The sequence below is a fragment of the Caballeronia sp. Sq4a genome (genome assembly GCF_023170545.1).
Lineage (GTDB): Bacteria > Pseudomonadota > Gammaproteobacteria > Burkholderiales > Burkholderiaceae > Caballeronia.
Genome location: NZ_CP084250.1, coordinates 2,646,099 through 2,663,443, shown reverse-complemented (window position 1 = coordinate 2,663,443; position 17,345 = coordinate 2,646,099). Strand labels below are relative to the sequence as shown.

Genomic DNA, 17,345 nt, shown 5'->3' with positions numbered 1-17,345 from the left:
CCGGGCGGCACGCTGCGTCTATCCGACGCGCCGGGTGACTAACAACATTGGTCCATCGATTCACATCCCGCCCACAGTGCCGAGCGGCCGCCGGCTGTGAACCCTGTTCAAAAAATTTCTAACGTCTCAGGCTAATCATGGACGAACAACTGAAGCAAAGCGCTCTCGCGTATCACCAGAATCCGCGTCCCGGCAAGATTTCCGTCACGCCGACCAAACCGCTCTCCAACCAGCTCGACTTGTCGCTCGCGTATTCGCCGGGCGTCGCGGCTGCGTGCATGGCGATCTACGACGAACCGCTCGACGCGCAGAAGTACACGTCGCGCGCAAACCTCGTCGGCGTGGTGACGAACGGCACGGCCGTGCTCGGCCTCGGCAACATCGGACCGCTCGCGGCCAAGCCGGTCATGGAAGGCAAAGGGTGCCTGTTCAAGAAGTTCGCGGGCATCGACGTGTTCGACATCGAACTGAACGAGACCGACCCGGACAAGCTCGTCGACGCCATCGCGATGCTCGAACCGACGCTCGGCGGCATCAATCTGGAAGACATCAAGGCGCCGGAATGCTTCTACATCGAAAAGAAGCTGCGCGAGCGCATGAAGATTCCCGTCTTCCATGACGATCAGCACGGTACGGCGATCATCGCGTCCGCGGCCATTCTCAACGGCCTGAAAGTGGTCGGCAAGACGCTCGACAACGTGAAGCTGGTCTGCTCGGGCGCGGGCGCGGCGGCGATCGCGTGTCTGGACCTGCTCATCGATCTCGGCCTGAAGAAGTCGAACACGATCGTCGTCGACTCGAAGGGCGTGATTTACGAAGGGCGCGGCAATCTAGATGCGTCGAAGGAGCGGTATCAGGCGAGCACCGACGCGCGCACGCTCGGCGACGCGATGCACGGCTGCGACGTGTTCCTCGGCTGTTCGAGCGCGGGCGTGCTCAAGCCGGAAATGGTCGCGACCATGGCCGACAAACCGCTGATTCTCGCGCTGGCGAATCCCGAGCCGGAAATCCGGCCGGAAGAGGCGAAGAAGGTGCGCCCGGACTGCATCATCGCGACGGGCCGTTCGGACTATCCGAACCAGGTCAACAACGTGCTGTGCTTCCCGTTCATCTTCCGTGGCGCGCTCGACGTCGGCGCGACGACCATCACGGAAGAGATGAAGCTCGCGTGCGTGCGCGCGATCGCGGAACTGGCCGAAGAAACCGATCAGGGCGATGAAGTCGCAAAGGCGTACGAAGGCCACTCGCTCGAATTCGGTCCGGAGTATCTGATTCCGAAGCCGTTCGATCCGCGTCTCATCATCAAGATTGCGCCGGCTGTCGCGCAAGCCGCGATCGATTCCGGCGTCGCCACGTGCCCGATTCAGGACATGGACGCGTATCGCGAGACGCTCGGCGCGACCGTGTACCGCACCGGCATGGTGATGCGCCCGGTGTTCGCGGCGGCGAAGGCCGCGCCGGCGCGCATCGCGTTTGCGGAAGGCGAGGACGAGCGCGTGCTGCGCGCCGCGCAGTTCGTGCTGCTGGAGAAGATCGCGAAGCCGATCATCATCGGGCGGCCGGCGGTCGTCGAAATGCGGCTGCAGAAGATGGGCTCGAAGCTGAAGCCGGGCGTCGATTTCGAGATCGTGAATCCGGAAGACGATCCGCGCTATCAGAAGAGCTGGCAGGCGTATCACGAGATCGCCGCGCGTCAGGGCGTGACGCCGGAAAGCGCGAAGGCGGCGCTGCGCAAGTTCAACACGCTGATCGGCGCAATCCTCGTTCATACGGGCGATGCGGACGGCATGATCTGCGGTCTCATCGACACGTATCAGGATCACCTGAAGTTCATCGATCAGGTGCTCGGCAAGGCGGAAGGCGCGGACAACTTCGCGGCGATGAATCTGCTGATGCTGCAAGGACGCAATATCTTCATCAGCGACACGTACGTCAACGAATTGCCGACGCCCGAGCAACTCGCCGACATGACGATTCTGGCGGCGCGCGAAATCGAGCGATTCGGCATTCAGCCGAAGGTGGCGCTGGTGTCGAACTCGAACTTCGGCAGCGTGCCGAGCGCATCGAGCAAGCGCATGGCGGAAGCGCGCAAGCTGATCGCGGAACGCGCGCCGGATCTCGAAGTCGATGGCGAAATGCACGGCGATGCGGCTTTGTCGGAAACCGTGCGTAAGGCGGCGTTCCCCGGCACGACGCTTTCCGGCGAAGCGAATCTGCTCATCATGCCGAACGTGGAAGCGGCGAATATCACGTACAACTTGCTGAAGATGGTGAGCGGCGAGGGCGTGACTGTCGGGCCGTTCCTGCTCGGCGCTTCGAAGCCGGTTCATATTCTGACGCCGGCGGCGACCGTGCGGCGCATCATCAATATGACGGCGGTGGCGAGTGCGAATGCCAGCGTGATGAAGGCGAAGTAACGCGGGTTTAGCGTAGAAGTAATGGACGGCGATTCGGGAGACTGGATCGCCGTTTTTTTTTCGATGGCGTCTTATTTTGAACGGTCGAATCTCTACGGTCTCTCCCGTGATTCAATTGGGGATACGAATCAAAGAATGGAGCAGTCGTTGGAGATCATCGTTGAAACGTTCCGTGCGCGGCGCGAGAACTCGGCGTCACCCGTGCGCGTGCGTCCGCTAGCAGGTCAAGGGTTGAGCACCGACCTGCGCGTCGAATGCAGCAAAAGCATGCGTGCGCAGTATCCGATCGGTACGCTGTTTCGCCTGGACGTGAGGTTGATTCATCGTTTGGGAACGCCGTTGCTGTACGCGCATCACGCAGCGCCGTTCGAGCGAGTCGGCCTCGACGAAGCCTTCCGATTCATCGACACCATGTTCGGCAGCGCGAACGCATCGAAATAAAAAAGGCGATTCGCTTTCGCGAACCGCCTTCGAGCGTGAAGCGGCGAGATTCAAGCCACCTGCCGCTTCTCCCCACCTTCATTGGAACGCCACCGCGCCAGCAGCTTTTCCCACTTCACCTTCGCCGCCTTGACGTTGTTCTCCTTGATATGCCCATAACCGCGCATTGAATCAGGCAGGCTCGCGAGCTCGATCGCCAGCGGCAGCTTCTGCGGCGTCAATCCAGCGATCAGTTCCTTGATCAGCGCCTCATACTCGCCGATCAACGCGCGCTCCATCTTCCGCTCCTCCGTGCGGCCGAACGGGTCGAGCGCCGTGCCGCGCAGGAACTTCAGCCGCGCGAGCACGCGCATCGCGGACATCATCCATGGACCGTACTGCTTCTTCACCAGATGCCCATGCGCGTCCTTCTTCGAGAAAGACGGCGGCGCCAGATGCATCTTGATCTTCCAGTCGCCTTCGAAACTGCTCTTCACCTTTTCGATGAACGCCGGATCGGCATAGAGACGCGCGACTTCGTACTCGTCCTTGTAGGCCATCAGCTTGTGCAGATTCTTGGCGACGGCCTCGGTCAGCAGATAGTCGCCGACGCCAAGCTCAGCCTCCGCCGCGCGCACTTGCGCGACGAGCCGTCCATACTGCGCGGCGTAGGCGGCGTTCTGATACTTCGAGAGATAGTCGAGGCGCTTGTCGATCAGCGCATCCAGCGCCTTCGGCGTATGCAGCGCGATGACCTTGCTCGGCGTCGCATCCTGCGTCCCTTGCGCGAGCCGCGTGACAGCCGGGAGATCGTGCGCGGCGCGGCGGCCCCATTCGAACGCGGCGAGATTCTTCTCGACCTGCACCGCGTTCAGCTCGATGGCGCGCACGATCGACTCATGCCGCAGCGGCACCCAGCCCATCTGCCACGCATAGCCGAGCACGAACGGATTCGTGTAGATGGCATCGCCCATCAGCGCGACGGCGAAGCGGTTCGCATCGACGAGCGCGACATGCTCGCCCGCGGCCGCGCGAATATCGGCTTCCGCGCTCGCGCCCGGGAAGCGCCAATTCGGATCCTTGATGAACGCGGCGGTCGGCGTCTGCGCGCTGTTCACGACCACGCGCGTGCGACCCGGCTGCATCCGCGAGCCGCATTCGTCGCTTGCCGTGACGATCGCATCGCAGCCGATGACGAGATCCGCCTCGCCCATCGCGATGCGCGTCGCGTGAATGTCGGTCGGGCGGTTGGCGATCTGCACGTGGCTCATCACGGCGCCGCCCTTCTGCGCGAGGCCGGTCACGTCCAGCACGGTGACGCCCTTTTGCTCCAGATGCGCCGCCATGCCGAGCAGCGCGCCAATCGTCACCACGCCCGTTCCGCCGACGCCCGTCACCAGCACGCCGTACGGCCGGCCGATGTCGGGCAACTCCGGCGTCGGGACGGGCGGCATCGCATCGCCGGCCACGCTCGTCGCCTTCGGCTTCTTCAACTGGCCGCCTTCCACGGTCACGAAGCTCGGGCAGAAGCCGTTCAGGCAAGAGAAGTCCTTGTTGCACGTAGACTGGTTGATCTGCCGCTTCGTGCCGTATTCGGTGTCGAGCGGCTCGACCGACAGACAGTTCGACTTCACCGAGCAATCGCCGCAGCCTTCGCACACGGCCTCGTTGATGACAACGCGCTTCGCCGGGTCCGGATACGCGCCGCGCTTTCTGCGGCGGCGCTTTTCGGTGGCGCAAGTCTGGTCGTAGATCAAGATGGACGTGCCGGGAATCTCGCGCAACTGGCGCTGAATGTCGTCCAGCTGGTCGCGATGATGCACGTCGATGCCCGGCGCGAGGCCGACGTCCGGCGTGTATTTTTCCGGCTGATCCGTGACGATGACGATCTTCGCCGCGCCTTCCGCCGCGAGCTGATGCGTGATCTGCGGCACGGTCAGCACGCCATCGACCGGCTGGCCGCCCGTCATCGCGACGGCGTCGTTGTACAGAATCTTGTACGTGATGTTGACCTTCGACGCGATCGCCGCGCGAATGGCGAGCAGGCCGGAGTGGAAGTACGTGCCGTCGCCGAGATTGGCGAACACGTGCTTGTCGTTGGTGAACGGCGCTTGCCCGACCCACGCCACGCCTTCGCCGCCCATCTGGCTGAATGTGCTCGTGTTGCGGTCCATCCAGACCGTCATGTAGTGACAGCCGATGCCCGCCATCGCACGCGATCCTTCCGGCACGTTCGTCGACGTGTTGTGCGGACAGCCGGAGCAGAACCACGGCTTGCGCTCCGCTTCGACGCGCGGCCGCGCGAGCGCCTTTTCCTTCGCCTCGATCACGGCGATGCGCGCCGCAATGCGCGCGCGCACGTCGGCGGGCAGGTCGAACTTCGCGAGCCGCGCGGCAATGGCCTTCGCGATGATCGCGGGTGAAAGCTCGTAGTGCGCGGGCAGCAGCCAGTTGCCCATCGGCACGGACCATTCGCCGCCCGCGCCGTCTTTTTCGTCGAACTTGCCGAAGACGCGCGGACGCTGCGCATCCGGCCAGTTGTACAGTTCTTCCTTGATCGCGTATTCGAGAATCTGGCGCTTCTCTTCGACGACCAGAATTTCCTTGAGGCCGCGCGCGAATTCCTGCGCGCCTTGCGCTTCCAGCGGCCACACGCAGCCGACCTTGTACAGCCGAATGCCGATCTGCGCGCACGTTTCATCGTCGAGGCCGAGATCGGTCAGCGCCTGACGCACGTCGAGGTACGCCTTGCCGCCCGTCATGATGCCGAAGCGCGCGTGCGGCGCATCGATCTCGATGCGATCCAGCTTGTTCGCGCGCACGTAGGCAAGCGCGGCGTACCACTTGTAGTCGAGCAGACGCGCTTCCTGCACGAGCGGCGTATCGGGCCAGCGGATGTTCAGGCCGCCGTCGGGCATCGCGAAATCGGTCGGAATCACGATTTGCGTGCGATGCGGGTCAATATCCACCGACGCCGACGATTCCACCACGTCGGTCACGCATTTCATCGCGACCCAGAGGCCCGAGTAGCGGCTCATCGCCCAGCCGTGCAGGCCGAAGTCGAGATATTCCTGCACGTTCGACGGAAACAGCACCGGCAGCCCACACGCCTTGAAGATGTGCTCGGACTGGTGCGCGAGCGTCGATGACTTCGCCGCGTGATCGTCGCCGGCGAGCACGAGCACGCCGCCGTGCTGCGACGATCCGGCCGAATTGCCGTGCTTGAAGACATCGGCGGAACGGTCGACGCCGGGGCCTTTCCCGTACCACATCGAAAAGACGCCGTCGTACTTCGCGCTCGGGTAGAGGTTGACTTGCTGCGATCCCCAGACGGCGGTGGCCGCGAGATCTTCGTTCACGCCCGGCTGAAACACGACCTGATGCGCGGCGAGATACTTCTTCGCCTTCCAGAGCGACTGGTCGAGACCACCGAGGGGAGAACCGCGATAGCCGGAGATGAACCCGGCGGTGTTGAGACCTGCGGCTCTGTCGCGTTCTTGTTGGAGCATCGGCAGGCGAACCAGCGCCTGGATGCCGCTCATGTACGCGCGGCCGCGTTCGAGGGTGTATTTGTCGTCGAGCGTGACGGATTTCAGCGCGGCTTCTAGCGAAGCTCTTTGTTCTGCGTCTAGCGGGGCGTTCATTCTGTGTGCTCCTCCACCCGAGTTTGGGATCGCCAAAGCATGATTCGGGCCGTTGCGTCTTGTGAACGCGCAGGCCGGGACTTCAAGTTTGCCGATGCCCGCGCTTTCGAGACAGTGGTACAAACCCGTTAAAAAATCCTCACTTAGCACCAGTTTGCGTCAAAACGTTGAAGCGCGGCGGGGAACGTCGAGACGTTTGTTACAGGGTGTAAATGTGACCGATGCGCGGAACCCACGGTCGTGGCCCTGTCTAAACGGGCGCTTGCGCAGTTTCGCGCGCACGGTTTTCGAGAGCGCGGAACGGCGGGCAGCCGTACACACGCAGTCAGAAGGAGAAAAGAATGAAGCAACGCCACATCCAGAGTTTCCTGATGGTCTCGGCGGCCTTTTTCGCGATCAGCGCGCCGATGGGCGGCGCGCGGGCGAACGGCACGCCGTTCGGGGCCACGTCGGTTCCGCCCGTCGCGCAAGTGCGCACGCAGACGCCGCAGATGCGCGGCAGCGAGCGCCGCGACTCCGAGCGCAGCAACGACGAGAACGCCGCCTGAAAGCATCGCTAGGAAACGAAAGGGACATGAACGCTGCGTTCATGTCCCTTTTTTGCGCCTTTTCGGTTGTTAGGCGCTCGTGTCCTTCAACACACCGCGCCGCATCTGATCCAGTTCGATGGATTCGAACAGCGCCTTGAAGTTGCCCTCGCCGAAGCCCTGATTGCCCTTGCGCTGAATGATCTCGAAGAAGATCGGGCCGATCTGATTCTCCGTGAAGATTTGCAGCAGGATTTCGTCGCGCACGCCGTCGATCAAGATCTTGCGCTTTTTCAGTTCCGCGACCGATTCGCCGTGATTCGGCACGCGCCGGTCGACGAGTTCGTAATACGTGTCGATGGTGTCCAGCAGCGCAATGTTCGACGCGCGCAGGCCGTCGACCGTCTCGTAAATGTTGTCCGTGCCGAGCGCGATGTGCTGAATGCCTTCGCCGCGATATGCGTCGAGATATTCCTGAATCTGGCCGGCGTTTTCCGAGCCTTCTTCATTGATCGGAATGCGAATCTTGCCGCACGGCGAGGTCATCGCTTTCGACTTCACCGCCGTCACCTTGCCTTCGATATCGAAATAGCGCACCTCGCGGAAATTGAAGAGGCGCTCGTAGAACTCAGCCCATTCGATCATCCGGCCGCGATGTACGTTGTGCGTCAAATGGTCGATGTAGGTCAGTCCGTGGCCGACCGGATTCGGATTCGCGCCGGGAATCGGCTCGAAGTCGACGTCGTAAATGCTGATATCGCCGATGCTGCCCGGCTCTGCGCCGTTTTTGCCGCGCCAGCGATCCACGAAATAGATCAGCGAATCACCGATGCCCTTGATCGCCGGAATGTTCAGTTCCATCGGGCCGGTCTTGTTGTCGAAGCCCCACGCGCCGAGTTCGAGCGCGCGCTTGTACGCTTTCGCCGCGTCCGCGACGCGAAACGCGATCGCGCAGATCGACGGTCCATGCAGGCGCGCGAAACGTTGCGCGAACGAATCCGGCTCCGCATTCACGATGAAGTTGATCTCGCCCTGCCGGTACAGCGTCACGTTCTTGTGCCGATGCCGCGCGATCGCCGTGAAGCCCATCTGCTCGAATAGCTTGCCGAGCGCCACCGGATCCGGCGCGGTGTATTCGATGAATTCGAAGCCGTCGGTGCCGACGGGGTTCTCCCAGGTGGTAGCGCTCATGCGTGTCTCCCGTTTTCTATGCGGCGCTTTGCCGCGACGTGGAGAGAAGTTTAGCCAGCGAACGGCGGCAAAAACTTGCGAAAGAAATCGCGCGTTCCTAAGATGGCGCACGAAACTGCCACCGATTCGCCGAATGGAGACCGAAAATGGCCGAGCCCGAACTCGATACGATCGACCGAAGAATCCTCGCGATTCTTCAGGAAAACGGGCGCCTGTCGAATCAGGAGATCGCGGATCGCGTGAATCTTTCGCCGAGTCCGTGTTTGCGGCGAATCCGGCGGCTGGAGGAGACGGGCGTGATTCGCGGCTACGTCGCGCTGCTGGACGCGAAGAAGCTCGGTCTCGGCTTGCTGGCTTATGTGAACGTGCGGCTGGAGAAGCGCGGCGGCATGCCCGCGTCGGCCGGCACGCCGAATCCCCCGACGCACGGCGATCTTTTCCGCGAAGCCGTGCGGTCGTGGCCGGAAGTGGTGGCCTGCGACGCGATGACCGGAGAGATGGATTTCCTGCTGCGCGTGCAGGTGCGCGACATGGACCACTTCTCGCGCTTCGTGCAGGATCAACTGCTGCATCACCCTTCGGTGATCGACGTGCGTTCGAGTTTCTCGCTGGAGCGCATCAAGGAGACGACCGCGTTGCCGCTGCGTTGAGCGCATCCGGACAACGAAAAGGGCGGCCTGAGCCGCCCTTCGCATGGTGTCGCTCGCGGCGCCAACCGCGCTGCCGATGAACTCAGGCCGCGTTGGCCGTCGGCATGAACGCCCGGAACACCTGCGACGCGCGATGCGCCTGGCGCTTGATCGCGTAGTCGAACACGGCGGCTTGCTCTTGCAGCATTTCCGCCATGATGCTCGTCTGATCCGCAGGCGGCAGCGAGAGATACGCGTCAGCTTCGCCGTAGGCGTATTCGATCTTCATGCCCGATTTGCGCGCGATGTGCATCATCCGCGCGTTGCGCGACAGGCAGTGCATGTACAGCACGGAAACCTGCGTATTGCGGCTGCGCATGGCGGCGCGCTCGAACAGCTTGCTGCCGATGCCGCGACCGCGCGCGCTTTCGAGCACCGAGACGCCGAATTCGGCAGTGCGCTTCTCGCCTTCCGCCGGCAGATACGCCAGATGACCGACGCCGAGCAGTTCCAGCGAATTGCCGAACACGCCGAACACCGTGTCGTTCGTGAAGTTCAGGTTCTGAACGTAGTTTTCGATGACGTGGTCCGGCACGATCTGCCCGAAGCGGAGCAGGCGGTCGTCTTCGTCAAGCGCGAGGAAATGGGTAAGCAGGCGCTCACGATCGGCGGAGGACAACTCGCGAACGAGAACCGGCAAGCGCGCGGCGTCCGGCAGCGGCCGATCAGCGGCGGCGGCAATCTGCGGCGCGGTGCGGTTGAAGGTCAGTTCCACGGTGTTCTCCTTGTTCGTATGCTGCAAAGCAAAACGAATTTTATCCCTTCCAAGGAAAACGCGTACGGGAAAACCCTTAAAAGTAGTGGAGGAGGCGTTCTAGGTTTGCCTTTTTGTCCGCAGAATCAGGCGGTTAGATGGCAGCGGACAGAGTGACGCAGCGCAGCACAGGCTTAATCGGCGGCGAGTCCGTGCTCGATCATCTCGACGACCTGTTCGGCGAAATCGCGATAGCCGAGCTTGCCGCCCGGCTTCAGCCAGGTGAACGTCCAGTTGATCATGCCGAAGACCATCATCGTGAGCGCGGTCTGGTTCTCTTTTGTCACGCGCTTCGGATAGGCCCGGGCGAGTTGGCGCGTGAACGCCGCGACGATATCCCGCTGACGGTCGAGGACCACTTCGCGCTGCGCGTCTTCGAGATACTTCACGTCGTTCAGTAGCGCCACGTGCCGGCTATGCGACGTCTCGTATTCCGCGAGAAACGCGCGCACGAGCTCCGCGAAGGCTTCGCGCTCGCCCAGGCCGCGCCGCTGGCTCGCGCCTTCCACTTCCGCGATGATCAGCATGAGCCGCTTCGTGTAGCGGTCGAGCAGGTCGAAGAGGATCGCTTCCTTGCTCTCGTAGTAGTGATAGAGCCGCGCCTTCGAGGTGCCGCTCGCGGCGGCGAGGTCCGACATCGACGTGCTCGGATAGCTGGTCTGCGCGAATTTGGCGGCGGCGAGTTCGAGAATCTGTTCGCGTTGCGTGTCGTGGTCAGGCGCTTTGGTGCGGGCCATGTGTCGGAAGCGTTCTTTCGGCTTATTCGGCTTGAGTCGATGAGCGTCGCAATTCGGCGTGAGCCATATCCGACGGCGTGCCGCGTATTTTAAGCCGGCCCGCCGTGACCAGTTCCCGACAGCGCCAGAACGCGACGGAATCGCTCACCAGAAAATCGAAGCGCCGCGCCATCGCGCCCGCGGCGATGCGCGTTGCCGGCTGCCAATCGGACGTGGCGAGTTCGAGCAGCGTTTCATCGACATCCAGCCACGTTCCGGACACCAGCATGTTGTCGCGCAGGCGACGGTTTTCCGCGCTGGAATGCTTCGCCTCCTGCCATTCGAGCGCGAGCCGGCTGATGCGCAGCACGGAGATAGGCGCGGCTGTCGGCAGCTTCGCGAGTAGTTGCCGCGGCGAAAACATGCCGACGGACGTCGCCCGGTCCGCCCGGCGCACGGTTTCGGCATGCGCGTCCGGCGCTTCGATGGCGAGGTCGTCGAAGGTCAGTTTCGCTTCGTTCAGGCGCTGCGGCGCATTGCGCAGGAAGTACGCCACGCGCCGAAGCGTGAGTTGATCCGCCGCGCTTTGGCCGTGCCAGACGACGACCTGTCCGTCGCCGCGCGCAAGCCGTCCGAGCAGCGCAAGCTGGCTCTGCAATTGATCTTCGATATCGGCAGGCGTGTTGGACACCTGACGCCAGAACGCCGCGCGCGCGACAGGCGATTCGTCGATGTCCTGCAACGGCCCGACAGCGAGATCGTCGCGCAGCGCGATCACCTGTTCCGTGCGTTCGGCGAGCCGCAGCGCATTGGTGAGAGCGTCGGCCGCGCAGTCGCCATTGGTGACGTGAATCGTATTCATGGTGTCGGCTTGCCGGAAAGACGAAGGACCGCTCGGGAGGAGCGATCCCCAGTTTAGCCAATCCGGGAACGCGCCGGTGTGGGTTGCCGCGCGGAATCAGCGTTCGTCGAAACTCACGACCACGCGCTCGCTCACCGGATGACACTGGCACGTCAGCACGAAGCCGTCGTCGATTTCGTGCTGCTCCAGCGTGTAGTTCTTGTCCATTTTGACTTCGCCTTCCAGCACTTTCGCGCGACACGTGCAGCAGACGCCGCCCTTGCACGCGTACGGCAGCGCGAGTCCCGCTTTCAGGCCGACGTCGAGCACGCTCACGCCTTCATACGGCAGCCGCAGCTTGCGCTTTTTCCCGTCGATGACAAGTTCCAGATCGGCCGCAGGCGTGTTCTCGGTGATCTCGATTTGCGGCGCGCCCGCCTGCGGCAACGGCGTGCCGAACCGTTCGACGTGAATGCGCTCCGGCGCGACGCCCGCTTCCTTCAGCGCGGCTTCGGCGGCGTCCATCATCGGGCCGGGGCCGCAAATGAACGCTTCGTCGATTTCGCCGGGCGGCAGGAGCGATTCGAGAAACGCCTTGCACTTGGCCTTGTCGAGCACGCCGTTAAAAAGCTCGACGTCCTGCAAATCGTCGGACAACACGTGATACAGCGAGAACCGGCTCATGTAGCGGTTCTTCAGGTCTTCCAGTTCCTCGGCGAACATGATCGCGTCCACGCTGCGGTTGCCGTAGACGAGCGTGAAGCGGCTCGTCGGCTCCATGTCGAGCGTGGTCTTGATGATCGCCAGCACCGGCGTGATGCCCGAGCCGCCGGAAAACGCGACATAATGCTTCGCATGATCCGCGTTCAGATGCGTGAAGAAGCGGCCGTCGGGCGTCATCACGTCGATTTCGTGGCCGGGCTTGAGCGTGTCGAACGCAAAGTTCGAGAAGCGCCCGCCGCGCACGCGCTTGATGCCGATGCGCAGTTCGCCGTCGCGGTCGTAATCTGTCACGCCGACGCAGATGGAATACGAGCGGCGCGTTTCTTCGCCGTCGATATGCGTCTTCAGCGTCACGAACTGGCCCTGCGTGAAACGAAACGCGTCGCGCAGTTCCGGTGGCACGTCGAAGGACACGGTGACCGCGTCGGCCGTCTCGGGGCGCACGTCGCGGATACGCAGCGGGTGAAATTGCGGAGTCGCCATAAGAGTCGTGTCGTGGAGAGGTCAGTACGGCTTGAAGTAATCGAACGGCTCGCGGCAATCGAGGCAGCGATAGAGCGCCTTGCACGCCGTCGAGCCGAATTGCGCGAGCGTCTCCGTGTGCGTGGAGCCGCAGCGCGGACAGGCGATGACTTCCTTCTTGTACGGCACGAACCGCATCGGCTTTTCCGTGCTGCTGCACGCGCCTGCCGGCGGCGCGATGCCGTAGCGGCGCAGCTTGTCGCGCGCTTCGTCCGTGATCCAGTCGGTGGTCCAGGCCGGCGCGAGCACCGTTTCCACGCGGTGCGCGCCGAGTTGCGCGCGCTCGATAGCCTCGGCGATGTCCTCAGCGATCTGCGACATCGCTGGGCAGCCGGAGTACGTCGGCGTGATGACGACTTCGAGCACGCCGTCGTCGCCGTGGCGCACGTCGCGCAGAATGCCGAGTTCGCGGATCGACACCACCGGAATTTCCGGGTCCGGCACGGCTTCGAGCACGGACCACGCGCGTTCTATCGTCGCGTCCATGATTACCAGCTCGCGCCCGGATGCTGCCGCGCGAGGCTTTGCATTTCCGCGAGCAAATAGCCCATGTGCTCGGAATGCTCGCCGAGCTTGCCCGTGCTGACGTGCTTGACCTCGGCGGGCGCTTGCAGCGTGGCTTCGTCGAGCGCGGCTTGCACGTCGTCGCGCCAGACGGCTTCGAAATCGCTCGCGAGCGGCGCGATGCCGGCTTCGGCCACTGCGCGCTCGATCGCGTCCGGGTGAAAGAACTCGCGCGTGTACGGCATCAGATAGTCGAGCGCCGCTTGCGCCCGGCGATGCGATTCCTCGGTGCCGTCGCCGAAACGCACGAGCCAGTCGCGGGCGTGATGCACGTGATACCGCGTTTCCTTGATCGACTTCGCCGCGATCGCCGCGAGCTGCGTGTCCGACGAAGCCTGAAGCGCAGTCCAGACGTGGGCCATGAAAGCCGAGTACAGGAAGTTGCGCACGATCGTCACGGCGTAATCGCGCTCGGTGCGCGCCGTGCCCGCGAGCGGGCCGAAGTGCGGCAACTCCACCAGCGTGTAGTTCGCGAATTCGCGTTCCGTGCGGAAATACGCGTAGTCGTCTTCGGTCTTCGCCTCGCCCGTCAACGCCGACTCGAGCGTCGCCGCATGCGAATACAGCAGCCGCGCCTGCCCGATCAGATCGAGACTGATGTTCGCCAGCGCAATGTCCTCTTCCAGCGCGGGCCCGTGGCTGCACCATTCGGCGTTGCGCTGACCGAGAATCAGCGCGTTATCGGCGAGGCGCAGCACATAAGCGAGGTGTTCGGTGCTCATGTCGCGCGCTCACATATGGTTGATTTCGTCGGGCAGCACGAAAAACGTCGGATGCCGGTAGATCTTGTCGCCTGCCGGTTCGAAGAATTCGCCCTTGTCCGCCGGGTCGGACGCCGTGATTGCCGACGACGGCACAACCCAAATGCTCACGCCTTCCTGGCGCCGCGTGTAGACGTCGCGCGCCATGCGCAGCGCGGTCGCGGCGTCGGCGGCGTGCAGGCTGCCGCAATGCTTGTGATCCAGTCCCTGCTTGCTGCGCACGAAGACTTCCCAGATCGGCCATTCCTTGCTCATATTCGATGTCTCCCGTTCAGGCGGCTTGCTTGTGCGCGCGCGCCTTCTGTTTTTCGGCGTAGGCGAGCGCGGCTTCGCGGACCCAAGCGCCCTCGTCGTGCGCCTTCACGCGCGTGGCGAGACGCTCTTTGTTGCACGGACCGTCGCCGTTGACGACGCGCCAGAATTCTTCCCAGTCGATCTCGCCGTAGTCGTGCGCGCCGCGCGCCGCGTTCCACTTGAGGTCGGGATCGGGCAGCGTGACGCCGAGAATCTTGGCCTGCTCGACGGTGGCATCCACGAACTTCTGGCGCAGGTCGTCGTTCGAAATGCGCTTGATGCCCCACGCGAACGACTGCCCGCTGTGGATCGAATCCTTGTCGCTCGGGCCGAACATCATCAGCACCGGCCACCACCAGCGGTTCACCGCCTGCTGCACGAGGTCCTTCTGCGCCTGCGTGCCTTTCATCATGGCGAGCAGCGCGTCGAAACCTTGGCGTTGGTGAAACGACTCCTCTTTGCAGATGCGGATCATCGCGCGGGCGTACGGTCCGTACGTGCAGCGGCAGAGCGGAATCTGGTTCATGATCGCGGCGCCGTCGACCAGCCAGCCGATCACGCCGACATCGGCCCACGTGGGCGTCGGATAGTTGAAAATGCTCGAATATTTGGCCTTGCCCGCGTGCAGCGCGGCGACGAGTTGGTCGCGCGAGACGCCGAGCGTTTCGGCGGCGCTATATAGATAGAGGCCGTGGCCGCCTTCGTCCTGCACCTTCGCGAGCAGAATCGCCTTGCGCTTGAGACTCGGCGCGCGGCTGATCCAGTTGCCCTCCGGCTGCATGCCGATGATTTCCGAATGCGCGTGCTGCGAAATCTGCCGGATGAGCGTTTTGCGGTAGGCCTCGGGCATCCAGTCCTGCGGCTCGATTTTGCCGTCGGCTTGCATGACCGCGTCGAAGCGTTGCTGCTGCGCGGAGGCGTCGACGGGCGCGTCGGGCGCGGTCGGCTGGCCGGGGAGGTCGAGAGATTGGGTGTACATGGCGGACACTCGCTCGTAGGAAAGTCGCTGTGCGCCGATTATAAACCGACCGGCCGGTCGGTGAATCGCATTTTTCGGGATAGGCGGGTTTTTCCTGAGGCGATCAAGCGGCGCGGCCGTTTTCGGGCGCACCGCTTCGTTGAATGTGGATTTATCCCGTGGTGTTCGCCATATCGGACGCCAACGCGGTTGGCCGATGCATCGAGGCGCGAAAAAAAAGCGGCGCGGCCGTTTCGGGGCGCACCGCTTCCTTATGGCCGGATTGCTCCGAGCGCGTTACTCGACGCGTTCTCCCTCGAAATCTTCGGCGTCCACGTCATAGCCCGACGGTTCCCAGCGCACCGCCATCTATGGGCGCGTTGTCCCTCGAAGCTAACGCGGTCAGCCGATGCATCGAGGCATTACAAAAAAGCGGCGCGGCCGTTTCCGGTCGCACCGCTTCTTAACGGCCAGATTGCTCCGAACGCGTCACTCGACGCGTTGTCCCTCGAAGTGTTCGGCGTCCACGTTATAGCCCGACGGTTCCCAGCGCATCGCCATCTATGGGCGCGTTGTCCCTTGAAGCTAACGCGGTTGGCCGATGCATCGATGCGCTAAAAAAAACGGCGCGGCCGTTCCCGGTCGCACCGCTTTTTCATAGCCAGATTGCTCCGAGCCCGTTACTCGACGCGTTGTCCCTCGAAGTCTTCGGCGTCCACGTCATAGCCCGACGGTTCCCAGCGCACCGCCATCAGCGCGACAAGCCCGGCGAGCGGCGCCACCGCGATGATCCAGAACACTTTCGTTCCGAGCGCCGCCGACAGCACCGGAAACAAGAAGAGCGAAACGGTCGAACTGGCGCGCATCAACGTCTGATTGAAGCCGACACCCACGCCGCGCAGCGACGTCGGATAGCTCAGCGAGGCGAACGTCATGCTGTGCGAGCCCGGCCCGACGCCTTGCCCGAGCAGGAAAGCGGCGAGCAGCGCGATCGCGATGACGACCTGCGCACCCGTCGCTGGTTTGCCGACCACCGCCAGCCCGACCAGCGCCACGAGCTGGAACGCGTAGCCGACGACCGTCAGCTTCCACGCGCCGAACTTCGGCACGGTGCGCACTGCGAACAGCCCGCCGGCAAACGCGAAGCAGAGATTCAGCGCGAGCGAGGCGAGAATCGTCGTGAGCATCGACTGCGCGAGGAAACTCGAGATGATGACCGGCAGACCGAACGCCACCGCGTTGTACGCGAAGGACGACGCAATCGCGATGACCGTCGCCAGCACTGTGCGCCGCAGATACACGCCGCGCAGCAGCGCGCCGTAGTTGCTCCACGTCGCGCCGCGCGGTTTCGCCGCTTTCGATTCCGCGAGCGCGTCCGGATCGACGCGTGCATCGACGCCATACGAGCGTTTCAGGATCGCGGCGGCGGCCGGCAGATCGCCCTGATTCGCGGCCCAGACGGGCGATTCGCTCATATAGCGGCTGCGAATGGCGATGATTGCGATGGCCGGCACCGCGCCGAAGCCGAGAATCAGCCGCCAGAGCCAGCCCGCGTTATGCGCGGGCAGCGCTGCGTACAGACCGAGCACGAGCAAGTACGAAATGCTGATGGCGGCGTACCACGTCGGGCACCACATCGCGACGCGAGCGGCCTTGTTCCCGCGCCCTTGCAGCCGCGAGAATTCCGCGAGGAACGCCATCGCGACGGGCAAGTCGATGCCGACGCCGAGCCCCATCACGAAGCGCGCTCCGCCCAACACCCAGGCGTTCGGCGCGAGCGCGCAGGCGATCGCGGCGACGACGAAAAAGAACATGTCGGCCATGAAGACGCGGTAGCGGCCGATCTTGTCAGTGAGATAGCCGCCGAAGAACGCGCCGATGATCGCGCCGAACGTGATCGCCGAGGCGACGAAACCGGTTCCGGTCGGCGTCAGCGAAAACTCGCGGGCGATGTCCTTGACGCCGAATGCCAGCGCGCCGAGGTCATAGGCATCGAGGAAGATGCCGCCGAGCGCGATGGCGACGACGATGCGCGCATCGCTGCCGATGGCCGCGCCGCGATTGACGAGATTCGAGACGTCGGCGGCGCTGCGAATGACGGGACGCGCATCGGCGGCGCCGGCCCGGGAAGGTGTTCGCTCGGGCGCGATAGATACGGACATGATCGACGGAATGTAGAAAATTTGTGGACGCAAGGAATCGCCGGATCGTATCCGGCTGGCGGGCGGCGACCAAATTCTTTTTTGTTATTTAATGACTTACGGCCGGGCGCACGCCTTCGTCCGCCAGCCAACGAACGCGATGCGACAATGTCGCTCCTCGTT

At 63.4% G+C, this 17,345-nt stretch carries 15 protein-coding genes; 4 read left to right on the top strand and 11 right to left on the bottom strand.

Features of this window, described 5'->3' with window-relative positions:
• The first annotated feature begins 137 nt into the window (after positions 1-137).
• Both LDZ24_RS12680 and LDZ24_RS12675 read left to right on the top strand, forming a co-directional pair.
• Positions 138-2,417 (top strand): NADP-dependent malic enzyme, encoded by a 2,280-nt coding sequence (locus LDZ24_RS12680; protein ID WP_248320655.1) that lies wholly within the window; start codon positions 138-140, stop codon positions 2,415-2,417.
• 21 nt (positions 2,418-2,438) lie between these two features.
• Positions 2,439-2,858, top strand: a complete 420-nt coding sequence (locus LDZ24_RS12675) for a hypothetical protein (protein WP_248320654.1) — start codon at positions 2,439-2,441, stop codon at positions 2,856-2,858.
• A 50-nt stretch (positions 2,859-2,908) separates the two neighbouring features.
• Here the strand turns inward: LDZ24_RS12675 and LDZ24_RS12670 are convergent, their stop codons facing one another.
• On the bottom strand, positions 2,909-6,481 hold the full coding sequence (locus tag LDZ24_RS12670) for an indolepyruvate ferredoxin oxidoreductase family protein (RefSeq protein WP_248320653.1): 3,573 nt from the start codon (positions 6,479-6,481) through the stop codon (positions 2,909-2,911).
• A 341-nt stretch (positions 6,482-6,822) separates the two neighbouring features.
• Here LDZ24_RS12670 and LDZ24_RS12665 point away from each other — a divergent pair, with 341 nt between their 5' ends.
• Positions 6,823-7,029 carry a hypothetical protein gene (locus LDZ24_RS12665; protein ID WP_248320652.1) on the top strand — a complete coding sequence of 69 codons (207 nt, stop codon included), beginning with the start codon at positions 6,823-6,825 and terminating at the stop codon, positions 7,027-7,029.
• Positions 7,030-7,098: 69 nt separating this feature from the next.
• Here the strand turns inward: LDZ24_RS12665 and hppD are convergent, their stop codons facing one another.
• Entirely contained in the window at positions 7,099-8,199 is a 1,101-nt protein-coding gene (hppD, locus tag LDZ24_RS12660; RefSeq protein WP_248320651.1) for a 4-hydroxyphenylpyruvate dioxygenase, read from the bottom strand.
• A 146-nt stretch (positions 8,200-8,345) separates the two neighbouring features.
• On the opposite strand from hppD, the gene LDZ24_RS12655 reads away from it, so the two are divergent.
• A complete protein-coding gene (locus LDZ24_RS12655; RefSeq protein ID WP_175938279.1) occupies positions 8,346-8,849 on the top strand; it encodes an Lrp/AsnC family transcriptional regulator in 504 nt (167 codons plus the stop codon).
• 82 nt (positions 8,850-8,931) lie between these two features.
• Here LDZ24_RS12655 and LDZ24_RS12650 read toward each other — a convergent pair whose 3' ends face one another.
• From LDZ24_RS12650 to LDZ24_RS12610, 9 genes are all read right to left on the bottom strand, one after another.
• Complete coding sequence (locus LDZ24_RS12650; RefSeq protein ID WP_371747420.1) at positions 8,932-9,597, bottom strand: GNAT family N-acetyltransferase; 666 nt, start codon at positions 9,595-9,597, stop codon at positions 8,932-8,934.
• Positions 9,598-9,776: 179 nt separating this feature from the next.
• Positions 9,777-10,379 carry a TetR/AcrR family transcriptional regulator gene (locus LDZ24_RS12645; protein ID WP_206467158.1) on the bottom strand — a complete coding sequence of 201 codons (603 nt, stop codon included), beginning with the start codon at positions 10,377-10,379 and terminating at the stop codon, positions 9,777-9,779.
• Positions 10,380-10,401: 22 nt separating this feature from the next.
• Positions 10,402-11,220, bottom strand: coding sequence for a DUF1835 domain-containing protein (locus LDZ24_RS12640; protein WP_248320650.1), 819 nt, complete (start codon positions 11,218-11,220; stop codon positions 10,402-10,404).
• Positions 11,221-11,316: 96 nt separating this feature from the next.
• A complete protein-coding gene (gene paaE / locus LDZ24_RS12635) occupies positions 11,317-12,405 on the bottom strand; it encodes a 1,2-phenylacetyl-CoA epoxidase subunit PaaE (RefSeq protein ID WP_248320649.1) in 1,089 nt (362 codons plus the stop codon).
• 21 nt (positions 12,406-12,426) lie between these two features.
• Positions 12,427-12,930, bottom strand: coding sequence for a 1,2-phenylacetyl-CoA epoxidase subunit PaaD (paaD, locus tag LDZ24_RS12630; protein WP_248320648.1), 504 nt, complete (start codon positions 12,928-12,930; stop codon positions 12,427-12,429).
• A gap of 2 nt (positions 12,931-12,932) precedes the next feature.
• The gene (paaC, locus tag LDZ24_RS12625; protein ID WP_248320647.1) at positions 12,933-13,730 is read right to left on the bottom strand and encodes a 1,2-phenylacetyl-CoA epoxidase subunit PaaC; all 798 of its coding nucleotides are present in this window, start codon (positions 13,728-13,730) and stop codon (positions 12,933-12,935) included.
• Positions 13,731-13,739: 9 nt separating this feature from the next.
• Positions 13,740-14,024 (bottom strand): 1,2-phenylacetyl-CoA epoxidase subunit PaaB, encoded by a 285-nt coding sequence (gene paaB, locus LDZ24_RS12620; RefSeq protein WP_159837210.1) that lies wholly within the window; start codon positions 14,022-14,024, stop codon positions 13,740-13,742.
• A gap of 16 nt (positions 14,025-14,040) precedes the next feature.
• Entirely contained in the window at positions 14,041-15,042 is a 1,002-nt protein-coding gene (gene paaA, locus LDZ24_RS12615; RefSeq protein WP_248320646.1) for a 1,2-phenylacetyl-CoA epoxidase subunit PaaA, read from the bottom strand.
• 659 nt (positions 15,043-15,701) lie between these two features.
• Positions 15,702-17,183 carry an MFS transporter gene (locus tag LDZ24_RS12610; RefSeq protein WP_248322353.1) on the bottom strand — a complete coding sequence of 494 codons (1,482 nt, stop codon included), beginning with the start codon at positions 17,181-17,183 and terminating at the stop codon, positions 15,702-15,704.
• Positions 17,184-17,345: the final 162 nt, after the last annotated feature.